Genomic DNA, 17,134 nt, shown 5'->3' with positions numbered 1-17,134 from the left:
GTTCGTATTCCTCCGGCGTGAGATAGTCGAGCGCCGAGTGCAGGCGCTGCGCCTTGTAAACGATATCGATGAAAGCGCCGATGCTCCGGCGGTAAGCATCCGGCAAAGACCGCAGGCTGAAGACGTTCAGATTTTTTGGGCGTGATTTGCGGGCCCACTTTGCCGCCAGATCATCGACGGCTTTGTTGAGCTCGGCGAAGTTGCCCTGGTCCGGATCGTATTCGTTGCTGCCCCCCGATTCGACGAGCTCGGCGTGCCGCTCGTGGGTCGGATCGGCGAGAGCCTCGCGGAACTCCTGATAGCCCCATGGCCCGCCGATGTCCTCGGGAGGGCAACGTCCGGCTGCTTCGAGGAGCATGGGCTCCGCGAGACCGACAACGGGAAGGTGCGCTCGATCTTGATGCTGTGCGTCCAGCCATCGCCGAAGTCGTAAAGGTACTTGAACGATTTCGCGCCGATGTCTTCGACTGCCGCCAGCAGCGAGATCTTGCGCGCATCGAGCGGGCCATCTCCCCAGTCCTGATCAGCCAGACCAAAGCCGACGTCGCGGATGCGGAATTCGTAAAGGTGGCTGTTGCTCCAGCCCATCGCCACCTGCAGCACCTCGTGAAGGCGATGGAGCTTGATGCGGAACGGCACCACAACGCGCCGCATCACCGTCGGTTCGACGTGATCGAGGGTGACCTTCAGGCGTACCAGAGAAGCCGGCATCTTCAGGCTGCCGGCTTGTGTGCCGCCGGCGACGCGCTCTTCCAGTTCCAGGGCAAGAGCTCATCGAGCCGATGCGCCGGACCGGCAATGCGGTGAAGCACGTCGGCGAGCCAGGCTTGCGGATCGACCTCGTTCATCTTCGCCGAGACAATCAAGCTGTACATAGCGGCGGCGCGCTGGCCACCGCGGTCCGATCCGGCGAACAATCAGGATTTCCTGCCCAGCGCTATGCCGCGCAAGGCGCGTTCGGCGGCATTGTTCGAGAGACAGACACGCCCGTCGTCGAGGAAGAGGGTGAAGGCAGACCAGCGCTTCAGTGAGATTTCTGAACGCCTTCGCGACATGATCGATCTCATATGGAAGGGGACTGTCGAAATTGACCTTTTCGACCTTAGGGTTGCTGATCTTTTTGGCGATGGTAACAATCTGCCGCAGCAAAGCTTCCTGTAGTCACCGCCACTGTCGGCTTTCACCTCTTTCATCTCGATAGAAAAACTCTCGATGATGCAAATGAGAGAAACGTTGTCGTTGTCCGACACCTTTAGAAATGAGCCAACGCGGAGCGATTCGCCCGCTGCTTGGAAGTTAATAAGATCATCGACGGCCACCCGAACCTTGTTTGGATAAACGGCCACAACCTCGGCATATCGCGGAGCACTGAATCAGTAAGTGTTTGCTCCGCATAATATTTCACCTGGCTGTAGACAACACCTTCGTCTGTGTATCGGTCGAAGTCCTCAATCCCTTCGATGACGATCTTATCGTCCAGGCCAGCGCTGAGGATATCCAACAAAGCTGCATCAAGCTGATAGAAATAGCCCCTAATTGAAGCCGTTGCTTCACGTTTCTTGTCGACCTCTGTCACCGGATGCCCCGAATCAATCCCTGATTGGCATTGTAAACCGCAGATCGCATTTAAGGCGAGTGTGAGCGCTTTGCGCCGATTGGAATCGAACATGCTTTTTACCGCTTTCATCGGTCCAAGTGGCCTGAAATAGTCTGTCATCGTCCTCGGAAGCCGCTGCCGGAAACTCGTCCCTATCGAGGACTTCTTGCACGATAAGGTTCTTGATCGCATCGGCTTCGACACCCAGGGCTGTTCTTATAGACCGCCCGGAGAAGGGGCAGCAGCCCGAATCCCACGGGCCTCGATATCAAGCGTTCTGGGGAAGGCTGTAGACATTCTAGGCGACCGACCGTTCGTGATGCCCCTCCCAGATCTCGCTCGTTGAGAGTCCGAAGCGGTCAGTTGCGGGCAATCCCGTATCGTTTTACGAGGTAGTTGTTGCGTTTCGTGTAGATTCTCCAATGTCCATACCGGCGGAGCGTGCCAACCCCGGATGTATGGGAGACAGGGTTGGCTCTGAAAGGAGATATCCCTGCACGTGAGTGGCGCCAGCCGCTCTTGCTAGCGTAAGCTGGTTGTAAGTCTCGACCCCTTCAACGACGATCGACGGCGCCACGCAGGACGCTAACCCCACCATGTGGTGCAACAATCGGTCCGCATCTGGACGACTACTCGATTGTGCGAAAAACGAGTCAACCTTGACGATGTCGACAGCCATCGAAAAGATGGCTTCGGGAGTTGAGAAGCCGGCGCCGAAATCGTCAACTGCAACTCTGTAACCTAACCTCCGGATGTCTTGTACGAACTCCGCCGTATGGGACAACTTAGCGATGGGCGAGCGCTCAGTAATCTCCAACACCAGTCGGGGGGCAAGCGAACGGTGTTGATTGAGCTGATCGTAGAGCATCGCGCGAGGTTCTGAATCTGAGAAGCTCAACGTCGATATGTTGCATCCGAGCGATCCATTTGCATTGTTGGACAACCAATCGACCGCCAAATTCAACATATGGCCATCCAATTTAGGTGCATACCCCGATGCTTCGAGGGCAGGCACAAATTCGCTGGCCGTAATCACCGTGCCATCGGCCTTCACAAGTCTCGCCAGACATTCGGAATAAAGAACGTCATGGTGTGCATTGACGGAATTCACTTGCTGTACTGAAAAACCAAGTTGCCCCGTCTGTAGGACGGCACGTACGATATTGTCGAGTTCATTGCAGATCATGTTCGCTCTTGCTCTACTGCGTCCTTCTGACCCACGAACCAACCTCAGCTGCAATTCGCCAGATCCACACCCCGAGACGTTATCCGATCAGCCCCTTTTTGCGACATTCGCCTGATCGATTTATTGCAAAATCGGGCATTTCGACGCCGAAACCCTGCATTTATCGCCGACTCCGACGGCAATTCGACCATGATAGAACTTAACCGCATCGCGTTGTCACCTTCGAGATATGCTGATCTTTCCGGCGTTGGTGGCCGCCAAGGAGAATGGCGCGTTGCCGCCGCTCCGTCGGCCGTATGACGCCGTCCCGCGAGAACGCGTACCGGCACTGCCCCGCGCTTCTGGCGGCACATGAAAGAGGCTGCGTCAGCTGAGACACCGGACCACCGCCGTGCATTCGCTTAAACAGCTAAGCCGAGGGATGTCCAAGATCTCAGTAGAGGACATGGAAGCATGACGGCATCTGCTACAGCCAAGGTTCGGGACCGTGTCAGCCGAGCCAGCACATCTGCAGTCCAGCATGCTACCCCGCCCGAGCGAGTGCGAGGCGAAAAACTCGGTAATCGAGCCGGAACCGGTACACGCCTCGCCACAGTTCTCTAAAGGGGACCGCGGTATTGCTGTTGATCTTAGCGGATCATCGTTCGATCCAACACGAATTCACCTGGCTAAGTTCCTTCACCTGGCTAAGCTCCGTGGTGGGGGTAGAACGTGGAACATCAAGCGATGCAACCATGCCAGCGGCGCTGGGTCCCCATCCTTTAGACAGCCGGGAAGATTGCGTCCTACAAGGATGTTGAACTTCGATTCCGAATCAATGAACTTGTCCGCAGGGTACGTGACTCTCGTGCATCAAGTGTGTGGAAGCACCCGATCAGGACGAGACGGCGCACTGCGACATATGTGCAGATGCGGTTTGCGCCATCACGAATACCGCCGTTGGATTGACTGCACGGAAAGGATACAACATGCGTGCGCCATCAGGTGCTGTTGCGGGACTTTGCTCCGCCTCCGCCACCATGTTCTCAGTGGGAATGGCGTTCCTTGGCTACTGGGGGCTGTATGAACCCGGCGGTTGGCGGAGCGCTGATCTTGTCATTGTGATTTTGGCGCTCGTCGGATTTGCAGTGCTTGGCTCGGTGCCCTGGATTGTGACGACCCCCGTTGCAGACGATGGCGAGGAAAAGGTTGTAGCCGCCAGACGAGCATTGGCGTTGGGAGTCGTCTTGATCTGGTTGTCCGTTTTTGTCTCGGTATTCACCTAGAGTACCTTTGTTGAATGCGAAATCGGAATGTGGACGGCTTGAACGGTGCCCCGATCGAAGGTGATGGAGCGTCGAGCGGTTTGGGGTATCGCCGTTTGGGGTATCGCCGTTGAAATCCCAATTCCTAATCGTGTAGCCGCCGATCGAGCTGGCATCCCGCCTTCCGATGCAGCCAGAGTAGCTGCTTCTTGTGTTGAGTAGTGAAGCCAGGCGACCGCCTACCTAAGTCTGCCGCACGCCCTCCCCCGAACCTTCAGGATTTCCCGTCGAGCTTCCCTCCAAGGGTGGCCGCAAGAGCCTCCCACAACGCAGCGGACCAAGCGTCGAAACTGGCAAACACGTTGCCCCCGGCGTCCGCCTCTCCACGTTTGGCGACAGGAACTGCCCCTGCCCTGGCAAGGGCGGCTTCGAGGCGCTTCGGAACCGCCTGCCAAGTTTGCGTCCAATGACGGTTGCCGCACCCGAACACCGCAAAAGGCCGGCCCGCGAGCGTGTCCGGCGGGAGGCTCTCAGCCCAGGCGAGGAACCGTCTCGCGTTGTTCGGCGGCAGCCCTTCGTAGGAAGCCGTAACGACGACGAAGGGGATGTCAACTGGAACTCCGAAGGAGTAGTCGTCCGCCGGCGCGACGACCGGCGTGTAGCCCCGTGTCGCAGCCTCGCTTCCGATCCGTTTCGCGCACGATTCTGACATGCCTGTATTGCTGCCGTAGAGTATGAGCACCGGCCCTCGGTCGGCAATCGAACGAGGCACCCTTCTCAACACTTGCTCTTTGGAGGCGGCTGGAGCGCTGCGACGCGGCATCCCCGCCGACCAGTGTCGACGTTTCGCCCTTATGCGAAGACCAATCGGCTTCATCGTCAGTGTCTCGCCGACAACAAGTTCATAGCTATCGTCGACCAACGAGATGTGGAAGCGCTGGAGCATCATCGCCATGACCAGCACTGCCTCTTGCATGGCGAAGCCTCGGCCGAGGCAGGCCCGCTGACCGTTGCCAAAGGGTTTCCAGGCGTGTTGAAGCGCCTCTTTCGCATGATCGAACTTGAAGCGTGCCGGCCTAAATACGTCAGGCTCGTCCCAAACACTTGGATCGCGGTGAAGCACAGGCAAAAGGATGAGCAGGATGTCATTCGGCGTCAGCCGGTATCTGCCTGCGAGGATCGCATCCTCAGTCGGACGCACCGCGAAACCTGGAGCCGTGGGCCAAAGCCGCAGGGTCTCCATCAGCGCCTGTTCGACACAATCGAGCTTGCCCAGATCCTGGGCTGTCGGAGGCTCACCGCCGAGAGCGTCGTCGACATGGGCCTGCAACCTCGATAGCTCCTCCGGGTTCTTGAGCAGCAGCCAAGTCGCGAAACTGAGGAGTCCGCTCGTGGTCTCATGGCCTGCGATCAGGAAAGTGATCATCTGATAGCCGATGTTTTCTCGGCTCAGCATCTCCCCCGTCTCCTGGTCCTTAGTCGTCAGCATGATATCCAGAAGATCGGAGCGCTCACCAAGCCGGGCATCAAGTCGCCGTTTATCGATCAAGTCATCCGCCAATGCGCGGAGCGTCCGGGTGTGCGCCTTGAAACGCCGGTTACGCAAAAACATCAGCTTTGATGCGCCCGGCGGGAATAGGGCGCGGCGCGACACCTCCTTAAGGGCGCCTTCCATCGCCGTTACGAAGGAGTGCCTCTCGTTCCGGTAGAAGCTGTTGAAGCGGTGGTCGAAAGCACAAAGCGCGATTGTGTCGAGCGCAAGGCGCGTCATGTTGTCGGCTACGTCGATTTCGGCATCCGAGCCGAAGCGTTCCCATCGCACCAGCATTTGGTCGACCACGTCGACCATTTTGCTGAACATGCTCTTCAGACCGAGCGGGCCAAAGGCTGGCGTCAGCAGCCGGTGTGCCTTGCCCCAGTTCGATTCATTGTTGTCCGCGGTGAAAAGGCCGTCATTGCCAATCGTTCTGAGCTCAGCAAGGGGCGGGTGCAGCGCCTTGCAGAATCTGGTCTCGTCGCAGAGCTCCGCGGTCAGTTCCTGGTTTCCGACGATGATCACGTTGCGTCCGAAGGTTTGCAGACGGAAGATTGGACCTAGCTCCTTCGAGAGGCGTATTAGACTCTGGACGGGTGCATGCGGATTGATTGAAGTTATGTGCCCAAGCACAGGAAGGCCTTTCGGCTGCGGAATCTCTTCGAGCTTGCTCATGTTAGCGCCTCCTCAATGAGTTGGCCGATCGATCACGGCCCTCATATCTCTCCGCGAGGGGTCATCCAACCTCGGGCAAACGAGGCAGCATTATTTGTGCCTCTCCGTGACGCCACTCTCTTCGAAGCTTCGAAGCGCTGCACGGCGGCGCGCTCCGCACTGGTTCTCTTCTCAAGAACGATTTATTCCGGATCTGATTTTATGTCGCTCCGCATGGCATGAACTGCGGATCATAGGCTCCATGTATGAGCCATCTTTGGCGTCACGTGTACCGGGCCGATATACGGCCGGTAGACTCCCAGCCCATCGAAGCCTAAGATTTCGGCGCCTCGAAACAGTTTTCCTTTAGTTTAAAGACTCTTATGGGTGCTAGTGAATCTGCTATGTTGAGCAGCGCGGGGAGCAACAACGATGCCACCCCACCCCTCCATGAGTCCTCGCCCCGGCCCTGCCGACGTCGGGTGAAGACTGAAAGTCAAGGGCTTGCACTAGCCCCAAGTTCTCGTGCTGGCAGAGATCACTCGCTGACCGACTAATGCGTGGCAACGCCCTGATCTTTGTTGTCCGACAGCGTGGGACGGACGTCGACGAAGTCAGTCTCGAACAATCGCGACCTCTCAGCGGCTTTATCAGCAAGGCTCTCCCATGTGTCACGAACATTGTGCGCAGCCCCGAGGACGACCTGCTCGACACCGGCATCCTCCATTTCGGCAAGCAGCGTCCCGAGCCTGTCAATGCAGTCATTGATGTGACCTCTAAGTCGCGAGATCTGGTCGAGAGTGACCCTTGGATGCGCTAGCATCCTCGGCACTATTGCCGCCGCGCGCTCTGCGAGGTCCTCCTCGCGCAAGAGAGTGTCCTGCCACTCGTAATTCATCATGGCTGCTCCTCGTCTCGGGATGGAAACATCGCCGCTTCGTGCGTCCTCGTCAAGAAGGATCCAGAATCGCCAGAGCATGGGAATGCCTATCTAAGCCTCGTGGTGTTGAATCGCTTGTTCCGACTTCATTGCTTCCATGAGCCCTGCACCGGCCGCGGTTGCGGGCACACTAGAGGGCGCTCAGACGCGGGGCGCAGATGGCAGGTCTCGAGCCGCTGTCGACCAATTGTGCCCTTGCCGCTCGTGAGCTGTGTCGCCAAAGCGCCTGTGCTCGCGACTGGATCACGGACCTTGTCGTTCTCGACGAGGAGAAACGCCGTCGGGCGGCGGCTGAAGACTTGCGGACAGCTACAGTTCGCTACTGACGGCTACTGACAGATACAGAAACGGCTCCATAAGGCGAAATACCAATGAAGAAGGGCTCGCAGTGGCTCTCTTGCATCAGGTGCATGGCGACGCGTGATGCGGCGTGCCGACCGGCTCGTGAACTCTGCGCGAAGCTGTGTCATACCTTGCCCCGGGAGCTGAAATACAACGTCGACCTAGGTCGCTCACACAGGAATGATCCATGAAAATACTGATTGCCGGGGCCGGAATAGCCGGACTTTCTGCGGCACGAGCACTGAAAATGAAGGGCGTCGAGTGCGAGGTTGTCGAACGCCGGGAACGGCCACCGACCGAGGGAGCAGGTATCTTTCTCCTGGGAAACGCCGCAAGAGCGCTCGGCGACCTGGGACTGCTCGAACAAGTAAGAGCTGTTGCCTATGCGATTGCCAGACAGAGAATCCTTTCGTCTTCAGGCTTCGTTCTGAACGACGTGAGGACCGCAGACATCTGGAAGGATTGTGGGCCCTGTCTTGCCTTATCGCGCCAATCTCTAACGGACATCCTCCATGCTTCGCTGGAGCCAAGCACTGTGACCTATGGCCTGGAAGTGGTCTCGACGGCTTCGCGTGGTGACAAGGGCACGGCTCGCTTCTCCAATGGACAAGAAAAAGAATACGATCTCGTCGTTGGCGCGGCAGGCGTCAATACGCCGCTGCGGACCGCAGTATTCGGTCCGAGCGCGGCTCGCCAGATCGACATTTCATGCTGGCGACTGGTCGTCCGCAACAACGGAGAGATCGATGGCTGGACGGCAATGCTTGGGAACGGCCGCACCCTGCTCGGCATCCCCATCAGCGAAACGGAAACGTACATATACGCCGACTGCCGCTCGAACGAATTCGGCGACGGCTCCGTCAACGTTATGAAGCGGCTGTTCAGCAGCTTCGCAGGTCCGCTCGGCCCGATCGTCGCCGCCCTGGATCCCGCCACCGCAGTCCATCGAGCCGTTTTGCAGGAAGTTCCTGCACAACGATGGATAGCCGATCGGCATGTCCTGATCGGTGACGCCGCGCACGCCTCATCCCCCAGCATGGCCCAGGGCGCGGGCATGGCGATCGAGGACGCAGTCGTTCTCGCAGAGCTTGTCGCCAAGGACGATCCGATGGAAGGCATCCTCCAAGAATTTTACGAGGCGCGCATTGGTCGGGTCGCGTGGGTGCAGAAGAAATCGCGCGCCCGCGACAAGCTGAGAACGGGTTCGAGCACGATCCGGAATGCTATCCTGCGGCTATTCGGCGACGCCTTGTACCGGCGCACCTATGAGCCGCTGACACGCCCGCTCCTGCCTTGACGGTCGGGGCCAGCGCTGGCTGGCCTCCGACGCCTTCCCGACACCTTGCGCGTTGGCACGGAAGCGAGACCGTCGTCAGCGTGCCTTGACGATCGAGCGGGAAATTTGAATTCGAGAAAGTTGGGTTAGCGCTTTTGGACCACGGCAATGGAATGTGAGCACACGCGAACAGGTTTGCCGTGCGCCTCATCGATTTCAATCTAGCTCAAACGCCCGTGCCCCCGCTTCGGGGGGCATCGACCTATCTGCCCTGGCGGATTGTCACTGTGCTCGTGCTTCAAGTTAGGCATGTTCGCAGCTTGCGATCGACTGTTCCGTTTCGCAGAAGTGGATAATCCTCATTTCCTGCCTATCGGGAAGTCGGTGTCATCGCAGATTGAACAGCGGTCCATTTTTTGTGCGCCCAAGAGCAACAGGTCCATGTCGCTTGGCATTGTTCGATGTAGGACAATGTTGGACATGCGACACGGGCGGTTCGTTCTAGTGGCTCATGCCAGAAGGTTTCTGATGGCACGCACATTGCTATGAGGCATCTGAAAATGCGTCACCGACTGAAGATATCGTGCGGAGATGTCGAAATGGTAAGACAGTGCTTTGTACCGCGGGCGACGCCCGGGTTATTCAGAACGTTCCAGATGCACTGGAAGGCCGCACGCGCGCGTTTGCCGCGATTGTCTTTCTCCGGACGCCAGTTTCGCAACCGCATCGTGGCGAACCTCTTGGCTGCACCAGCGTGCGGGTGCCCTTCGGAAGAGACGTTCAACGCTGCTGCAACAAGGTCGGTGCTTTACCCCCGCTCTGTTCGTCACGGGAGATCGGAACCGCGAACAGCCCAGGTATTGACGAACAAAACATCCGTTGTCCGCATTACTGGCCATCGCCGGCGGCGCCTGCGGAGTTGCGCTTATCATTGTAATGGTCCGGTGCTCCGCGCCGATTACATTCAATTCATAAACGTCGATCATAGGAAGATACCGTTTAGCAGCGCGAACCGCCGTCGGGGTTCAGCTCCCGGATCAACCAACGGCGCCACGAAAACTCTGCCCTCCGGATAGACCGGCAATGAGAGGCAGGACGGGCCCCGCCGGAACATTCTCGAGGCAAAGAACAATGTTGGTGCAACTCTCTGCTGACAGCAGCGGGGGCGAGGAGCGGCCCGCCGCATGGGGCGCGGTATTCGCGATGTCGTTTTGCGTTTTCGCGCTCATCGCGGCGGAAATCATGCCCCTCAGCCTGCTGACCCCGATCGCCTCGGATCTGGCTATAACCGAAGGCCAGGCCGGACAGGCGATATCCGTATCCGGCGCCTTTGCGGTGATGACAAGCCTCTTCATCTCGTCCGTGGTCGGCAGACTCGACCGCAAGATCCTGCTGCTGGCGCTCACCGCCGTGATGATCGTCTCGGGGATGATGGTAGCAGTCGCTCCGAATTATATGACGTTCATGCTTGGCCGCGCGCTCATCGGGCTCGTTATCGGCGGATTTTGGTCGATCTCCGCCGCGACCGCCATGCGGCTTGTTCCGGACGATCAGGTGCCGCGGGCGCTGGCGATCTTCAACGGCGGGAATGCGCTGGCGACGGTCATTGCCGCCCCGCTGGGAAGCTTCCTCGGCAGCCTCATCGGCTGGCGCGGGGCGTTCTTCTGCGTGGTCCCGGTCGCAGTGATTGTGTTCGTCTGGCAGTTCCTCAGTCTTCCTCCCATGAAGGTCGAGGAGCGGCCGGCATCCGGAAGCGTTTTTAAACTGTTGAACCGGCGAGTGGTGGTTCTCGGCATGGCAGCGGTCAGCGTGTTCTTCATGGGCCAGTTTACGCTGTTCACCTATCTGCGGCCGTTCCTCGAAACGGCTATACATGCCGATGTTTCAACTCTGTCGCTCCTGCTGCTGGTGATGGGCGCGACCGGGTTCATCGGCACCATGCTCATTGGCGCCTTTCTGAAGCATGGCATGTATCGGACGCTGATTGCGATTCCGATGTTGATGGCGGCGATTGCCGTGGCCCTTGTGGCTGTCGGTGGCCGAGTCGCCGCAGCGGCACTGCTGCTGGGCATCTGGGGGTTGTTCGCCACGTCAGCGCCGGTGGGCTGGTGGACCTGGTTATCAAGAACGCTGCCGAAGGATGCCGAAGCCGGAGGCGGACTTATGGTCGCAGCCATTCACCTCGCTATCACATCGGGCGGGACCGTTGGTGGCTTCTTGTTCGACATGCGTGGGTACCAGGTGACCTTCGGCGCCAGCGCGGTTTTGCTTATGATCGCGGCCGCGTTAGCCGTCTTGACGTCGCGAGAAGCGCAAGCTTGGCAGACCTGACGAGTGGCCGCTTCACGCAGCAAACGATCCGGCTCGTGCATGAGGATACAGCGTTCAGGGACAAATAGCCGACCTGATCCCCCGGAACGTGAGTTCGGGCGGGACGGAAAGGCCCTCCAGACCCAAAGTTTTCCATTTCTTAGGAGACTTGTTCCATTATCTGCATATCCGGCATGAGGCTGAGGGAATTGAGTGATGGGCTATGATTGGACCGGCAAACGAACGCGCCGGATGAAAGTGTTGCGCGGATGCGCAGTGGTTGTATTCGTCGGCTCTGCGACTGCTTTCCTGGCTGCCGCACTTCTACGGTGACCAACGAAGCGGGTATCCAGTCTCGAGCACCGCTGCAGCCTTCTTCAAGGCGCGCCGCATCCACGCCTCGTGAACATACCGCGGGTGCTGATCCGCGACCCGACAAGGATCATCCGTTTTGAACTTAAGCAAAGGGCCGCTTCTCTCTCGACGAAAGAAGAGGCCCCGCATCTGATTCGAATTCACAGACGGGCCATAAATGCGTGTATTGTCATTTTTTGCAAGTGCTTTGTACGCACCCATTTCACCGTCTTTAAAGCCGGGTAGCAGCGGCCTAGGATTGAGGTTATTCGAGCGCTCGCAAACCAAACTTTATGGTTGGGCATGGGCCCCCGATGAGCGTGAAGAATTCCTCCGACTGGATCTCGCCAACTTTCGGGCTTGTTGCTAACCGGTTTCACGGCCAGGCAAACTGACGTTCTGGCATCGGCGTTGAACAGATCTAGACTGCTTGTCCTGGAGGATCCTGCGCGGCCGGCATTTCGACGAGAACTTCGGCCGCTGGCCGAGGCGGTACAATCTCGAACGGCTTCGCTGGTTGTCTTCCTCATTGTTGCAATACATCGAATGTAGCAGTTTGTGCGTCAACAATCTGAAGGGTCCCGATAATGACAGAGCAGCTCATCATGCTTTTGACAGGAGCGAGCCGAGGTATCGGGCACGCGACAGTGAAACTGTTTCAAGAGCGTGGGTGGAGAATCCTTACGGTTTCTCGTCAGCCCTTTTCAGAGGACTGCGCATCGCCAGCCGCACGCGAGAGCCACATCCAGGCTGATTTAGCGCAAATCGATAAGATCGACGATCTGACCGCAGAAGTACGGAGCCGACTTCCCGCCGGCAAGCTTCACGCACTCGTCAACAATGCAGGTATCTCGCCGAAAGGTCCGAACCAGAGCCGACTGGGCGTGCTCGGCACTGATTCGCGCACTTGGACACAAGTGCTGAACGTTAATCTCGTTTCCACGGCGTTGCTCGCCCGTGGCTTCCCGAGCTCGAGTTGGGCAAGGGCTCCATCGTGAACGTAACTTCGATCGCCGGCACGCGCGTTCATCCTTTCGCAGGCGCTGCTTATGCAGCCTCTAAAGCAGGTCTCGCGGCACTCACCCGGGAAATTGCTCATGAGTTTGCTGGCCGGGGAGTTCGCGCTAATGCCATAGCCCCGGGCGAGATAGAGACGTCGATCCTGTCGCCCGGCACCGACAAGCTCGTTGCCAGCCAAGTACCAATGGGACGTCTCGGCGACCCGTCTGAAGTCGCCGAGACAATTTATTTCCTCTGCACGCCGGCCTCGTCCTATATCAATGGTGCTGAAATCCACATCAACGGTGGGCAACACGTATGAGTGTTGAGGCCTTTGCACTGGCTTGTCCAGTACGTCCTTCGCCACCATCACGGGGTGACGTGCTCCAAATCGACGGGGAGCAGAAACGTAAGATCTCCGGCTGGATTTGCGATCACTGCCGCCCGGTCGAGCTCGACGTAGGACCGCCCAGGCAATTTCGTCTCTGGTGATCGTCATGCCCTGTCTCCTTCGCCGCTGATGACAAGAAGAAGAATGACAGGCGGTCGCCCGCGGATTGGTCACAGGCTGCGGCCTCCAACATCAGGTTGGTTCAAACCTACACAATCTTGGAACGTGTTGCTTTAAACTAACACGAGCCGATCCAGTCATTGACAATACTTTACGGCAGCTACGTTAGATAAAAGCCACTGAATTAGCCCCCGAAAGGCCCGGACATGCTCCCCCACTTAGTTAAGTGTGTAGGTGTAATGTCGGCATTATGACTAGCATCAACCATAAGATAGAGGTCCTCTCCGGGCCTGAACGACGGCGGCGCTGGAGCACGGCGGAGAAGCTGGCCATCATCCAGGAACCTATGAGGCGGACGCGACGGTGAGCATCATCGCCCGTGATGGCATTCAGCCGAACCAGTTGTTCGCCTGGCGGAGGCTGGCGTCTCAAGGCGCGTTGACGGCGACGGCCGCCGAAGAGGAGGTTGTTCCGGCGTCCGAATATCGGGCGCTTCAGGCCCAGGTGAAGGAGTTGCAGCGCCTGCTGGGTCAAGAAGACGATGGAGAGCGAAATCATCAAGGAAGCCCTCGAAATCGCCGGTGGCCCAAAAAAACGGATGTTGCGCGCGATCTCTCTTCCGAAGGGAATTTTGGAATGAAGACCGTCTGCGAAACTCAGGTGTCGCCCGGTCGAATATCGCTGCGCGGGCCACAGGCTCCCCTTCCAGACCCAGAGGACGCCCACCACTCCCGGATCGGGAACTGGTGGAGGATATCAAGGCCGTCATCGCCGACATGCCCACCTACGGCTATCGGCGTGTCCATGCCATCCTATGCGCCGCGCCGGCGTCAGCGAGACCGACTGCGAAACAATCTGCAGCGCCTTCATTTATGAAGGGCTGTTCCATGAGCGTTGAGAGGACGCCGAGGGCTTCCGCAACCTGAGGCTCGACCTCTGCGCGAGCATACCGGGTTCGACCGACATTGGCAAAGAAGAACTGATAGAACGCCGGAGCAAGGAACGCTGCGCTTGTGGTTCGCCGCTATCTGGGATGTCACGCCGCGAACGCAAGTGCCGTCGAGTTTCTCGCGGCCATAATGCCGGGCGGCACGCATCTGGATCAGGTGTTACTTAGTCCATGCTCAGGCCGCGAGAAATTCCGTCTGACTAGAAGCGGTAAGTGATACCGGCGCCAATCAGCCATGGATCGAGCTTGGCCTTGCCGCTGACATCGGCGCCACCGACATTCGCATCGAACTCTGGTCTCAGGAAGATTTTCTTCACGTCGAAGTTCACGCCCCAATGGTCGTCGACCATATAGTCGAAGCCGGCCTGCAGGGCGACGCCGAAAGTGTTCTTGACATCAAGGCTACGAGCGCTCTTGCCTGACTGGTTGTAGAACACCGTATAGTTGACACCGGCGCCGACATAGGGCTGGAAGGTGCCGAAATCGGTAAAATGGTATTGAATGGTCAGGGTTGGCGGCAACAGCCAAGTCTTGCCGATTTCTCCGAGCGTTGCAACTGAGCCGCCGCCGTAGACATTGGCGTAGGTTGTGCCGAGGATGAGCTCCGCAGCGATATTTTCGTTGAAGAAGTACGAAACATCGAATTCCGGTATGAGCGTATTCGAGAAGGAAAGATCCGATCCCGGCACTCCGTAAACCCGGCCGGAGTCCTTGGTGATCACATTAAGCCCCCGCAAGCGTATCTGCCACGGGCTCTCTGCCGATGCAGCATAGACAGGCGTAACAGCTTGTGCCGTCGTCAGATCCATCGCTTCCGCGCTACAGGTGGCAACCAATGCTGCGCCGGTGATAATGGCGCGGACGATGTTGCTGGATATCATTCTTGCCTCCTTCTATCCAAGTTTGGTGAAGGTCGGCGGAAATAGCACCGTTTATGAGGTCACGGTTTGAGCGAGATCAATTGGAACTGGACTGTTTGTCGCAGCAGCCAAATATGACTTGCCCGTCGGGTGAGCGGCCGCAACGCTTTGCGATCCGCTCGGCAGTGATCCAATTCCGGCATCACATGGTACAGGACCCTATCCTATCGAGGGCACCTTGGCCTGCGCCAGATGCCGCGGCGCGCCCTGTAACCTCATGTCCATTCCCTGTCGGAATTGATCATGCCTTAAACGTTGGTTGTGGTTGAATCCGCTCATCGGAGCTGCTCAAGAGTTGCTCTTCGTCGACGCCATCGCAGACGTCGGCATTGCCCGCGGCTTCGGAGTCGCACTGAATGATCGCCTCATAGTGCTTTCGGACGGCGTCGGGCTTGTCGCCGGCTGATATTTCCTGCCGGTATCGCAAACTATTAAAGTCAAGAATGCTGACGAGCGCCTTCGTCGTGACATGCCAGGTGTCGCCGACAATCACCGCAGCCCGTCCCCCTCGCCCGTCATTCTGAACTTCTAGAGCTGCCAATCAAAAGCGGCGCACAGGGGCGCCATGATCAAAGCCGTCGATGACCGAAGGCTATTTGGAAATGGCAAGATCGGGCGTGTTTCCGCCCATTCTCCTCGTCGATGATTGCAGGTTTCCGGACAGGACCGCGTGCCACGCTCCGGCGAAAATGCGCAGCTATTTCAAACGATGCTCGATTCGAGGTCCGGTTGGCACGTCGCTTGCTGCGTAAACGAGAAGGCAGCAGCGGCTGTCGATCTTGGGAAGGCCGGCACATTTGCCGGACGGGGGACCCCATGTGGAGGATATCACATGATCATCGAGCATTCCGCGGAGGTCCGCGGCAAGACACCCTTTTACCGCCATCTCTATGTCCAGGTTCTGGTGGCAATCGCCGCCGGCATCCTACTCGGGCATTTCTATCCCGAGCTCGGCACGCAGCTGAAGCCGCTTGGCGACGCCTTCATCAAGCTCGTCAAGATGATCATCGCGCCGGTGATCTTCCTGACGGTCGCGACCGGCATTGCCGGAATGACCGATCTCGCCAAGGTCGGCCGCGTCGCCGGCAAGGCGATGATCTACTTCCTGACCTTCTCCACCCTTGCGCTCGTCATCGGCCTGATCGTGGCCAATGTGGTGCAGCCGGGTGCGGGCATGCATATCGACCCGGCCTCACTTGATGCGAAGGCGGTCGCCTCCTATGCCGCAAAGGCGCATGAGCAGTCGATCACCGGCTTCCTGATGAACATCATCCCGACGACGCTCGTCGGCGCCTTTGCCGAGGGCGACATCCTGCAGGTGCTGTTCATCTCGGTGCTCTTCGGCATCTCGCTGGCGATCGTCGGCAAAAAGGCCGAGCCGGTCGTCGATTTCCTGCAGGCGCTGACGCTGCCGATCTTCCGGCTGGTGGCGATCCTGATGAAGGCCGCCCCGATCGGCGCCTTCGGTGCCATGGCATTCACCATCGGCAAATACGGCGTCGCCTCGATCGCCAACCTCGCCATGCTGATCGGCACCTTCTATCTGACCTCGTTCCTGTTCGTCTTCGTCGTGCTCGGCGCGGTGGCCCGCTATAACGGCTTCTCGATCGTGGCGCTGATCCGCTACATCAAGGAGGAACTCTTGCTGGTGCTCGGCACGTCCTCCTCGGAAGCGGCCCTGCCGGGCCTCATGAACAAGATGGAGAAGGCCGGCTGCAAGCGCTCGGTCGTCGGCCTCGTCATTCCGACTGGCTATTCCTTCAATCTCGACGGCACCAACATCTACATGACGCTGGCGGCGCTGTTCATCGCCCAGGCGACCGACACGCCGCTCTCCTATGGCGACCAGATCCTGCTCCTGCTCGTCGCTATGCTGAGCTCGAAGGGCGCGGCCGGCATCACCGGCGCTGGCTTCATCACGCTGGCCGCGACGCTCTCCGTCGTCCCCTCCGTGCCGGTCGCCGGTATGGCGCTTATCCTCGGCATCGATCGCTTCATGTCGGAGTGCCGGGCAATTACGAATACTATCGGCAATGCGGCAGCGACGCTGGTGGTGGCGAAGTGGGAAGGCGAGCTCGATCAGGCGCAGCTTTCCGGGGCGCTTGCAGATGACGGGCCGGCGGGAACCAACCCGAAAATTGTTCAGCCAGCCGAGTAATGCCTCCCAGGGCAACTCCGCACAGTCGTGCGGCTTGGCGCGGGCTGGCACGCCAGACCCGCGCCATTTTTGTTTATCCACCGAAGACTGCTTTATCCGCGGCGATCAAAATGTTGCAAAGGACCCCTCGCGTCGGCGTCACCGGTTCATACCAACGTGT

At 58.5% G+C, this 17,134-nt stretch carries 10 protein-coding genes and 4 pseudogenes; 6 read left to right on the top strand and 8 right to left on the bottom strand.

Going from position 1 to position 17,134, the window contains the following annotated elements:
• Positions 1 to 133: 133 nt before the first annotated feature.
• The 4 genes and pseudogenes from NXT3_RS22235 to NXT3_RS22225 form a co-directional block, all read right to left on the bottom strand.
• Positions 134 to 711 (bottom strand): annotated as a pseudogene (locus NXT3_RS22235) (plasmid pRiA4b ORF-3 family protein); the annotation flags it as partial.
• A gap of 2 nt (positions 712 to 713) precedes the next feature.
• Positions 714 to 1,028: pseudogene (locus NXT3_RS22230) on the bottom strand (transposase domain-containing protein); the annotation flags it as partial.
• Between the two features lie 224 nt (positions 1,029 to 1,252).
• Complete coding sequence (locus NXT3_RS31795; protein ID WP_158665393.1) at positions 1,253 to 1,717, bottom strand: hypothetical protein; 465 nt, start codon at positions 1,715 to 1,717, stop codon at positions 1,253 to 1,255.
• 265 nt (positions 1,718 to 1,982) lie between these two features.
• Positions 1,983 to 2,783, bottom strand: coding sequence for an EAL domain-containing protein (locus NXT3_RS22225; RefSeq protein WP_104840493.1), 801 nt, complete (start codon positions 2,781 to 2,783; stop codon positions 1,983 to 1,985).
• A gap of 968 nt (positions 2,784 to 3,751) precedes the next feature.
• On the opposite strand from NXT3_RS22225, the gene NXT3_RS22220 reads away from it, so the two are divergent.
• The gene (locus tag NXT3_RS22220; RefSeq protein WP_104840492.1) at positions 3,752 to 4,048 is read left to right on the top strand and encodes a hypothetical protein; all 297 of its coding nucleotides are present in this window, start codon (positions 3,752 to 3,754) and stop codon (positions 4,046 to 4,048) included.
• Between the two features lie 253 nt (positions 4,049 to 4,301).
• On the opposite strand, the gene NXT3_RS22215 is transcribed toward NXT3_RS22220, so the two are convergent.
• Together NXT3_RS22215 and NXT3_RS22210 are read right to left on the bottom strand one after the other, a co-directional pair.
• Positions 4,302 to 6,236 carry a cytochrome P450 gene (locus NXT3_RS22215; protein WP_104840491.1) on the bottom strand — a complete coding sequence of 645 codons (1,935 nt, stop codon included), beginning with the start codon at positions 6,234 to 6,236 and terminating at the stop codon, positions 4,302 to 4,304.
• Positions 6,237 to 6,768: 532 nt separating this feature from the next.
• Positions 6,769 to 7,116: a hypothetical protein gene (locus NXT3_RS22210; RefSeq protein WP_104840490.1), complete on the bottom strand. Its 348-nt coding sequence runs from the start codon at positions 7,114 to 7,116 to the stop codon at positions 6,769 to 6,771.
• 568 nt (positions 7,117 to 7,684) lie between these two features.
• On the opposite strand from NXT3_RS22210, the gene NXT3_RS22205 reads away from it, so the two are divergent.
• The 4 genes and pseudogenes from NXT3_RS22205 to NXT3_RS22190 all read left to right on the top strand — a co-directional run.
• Complete coding sequence (locus NXT3_RS22205) at positions 7,685 to 8,794, top strand: FAD-dependent monooxygenase (protein WP_104840489.1); 1,110 nt, start codon at positions 7,685 to 7,687, stop codon at positions 8,792 to 8,794.
• Between the two features lie 1,110 nt (positions 8,795 to 9,904).
• The gene (locus NXT3_RS22200) at positions 9,905 to 11,104 is read left to right on the top strand and encodes an MFS transporter (protein ID WP_104840488.1); all 1,200 of its coding nucleotides are present in this window, start codon (positions 9,905 to 9,907) and stop codon (positions 11,102 to 11,104) included.
• 920 nt (positions 11,105 to 12,024) lie between these two features.
• Positions 12,025 to 12,758 (top strand): annotated as a pseudogene (locus tag NXT3_RS22195) (SDR family NAD(P)-dependent oxidoreductase).
• 439 nt (positions 12,759 to 13,197) lie between these two features.
• A pseudogene (locus NXT3_RS22190) lies at positions 13,198 to 13,762 on the top strand (transposase); the annotation flags it as partial.
• A 334-nt stretch (positions 13,763 to 14,096) separates the two neighbouring features.
• Here NXT3_RS22190 and NXT3_RS22185 read toward each other — a convergent pair.
• Both NXT3_RS22185 and NXT3_RS31790 read right to left on the bottom strand, forming a co-directional pair.
• Entirely contained in the window at positions 14,097 to 14,777 is a 681-nt protein-coding gene (locus tag NXT3_RS22185) for an OmpW/AlkL family protein (RefSeq protein WP_104840487.1), read from the bottom strand.
• A gap of 280 nt (positions 14,778 to 15,057) precedes the next feature.
• On the bottom strand, positions 15,058 to 15,309 hold the full coding sequence (locus tag NXT3_RS31790) for a hypothetical protein (protein WP_132078339.1): 252 nt from the start codon (positions 15,307 to 15,309) through the stop codon (positions 15,058 to 15,060).
• Between the two features lie 339 nt (positions 15,310 to 15,648).
• On the opposite strand from NXT3_RS31790, the gene NXT3_RS22180 reads away from it, so the two are divergent.
• Positions 15,649 to 16,974: a dicarboxylate/amino acid:cation symporter gene (locus tag NXT3_RS22180; protein ID WP_072597293.1), complete on the top strand. Its 1,326-nt coding sequence runs from the start codon at positions 15,649 to 15,651 to the stop codon at positions 16,972 to 16,974.
• Positions 16,975 to 17,134 lie beyond the last annotated feature (160 nt).

It is taken from the genome of Sinorhizobium fredii, assembly GCF_002944405.1.
Taxonomy (GTDB): domain Bacteria; phylum Pseudomonadota; class Alphaproteobacteria; order Rhizobiales; family Rhizobiaceae; genus Sinorhizobium; species Sinorhizobium fredii_C.
Note: the sequence above shows the minus strand (reverse complement) of the source record. Positions and strands in the feature narration are given on the sequence as shown.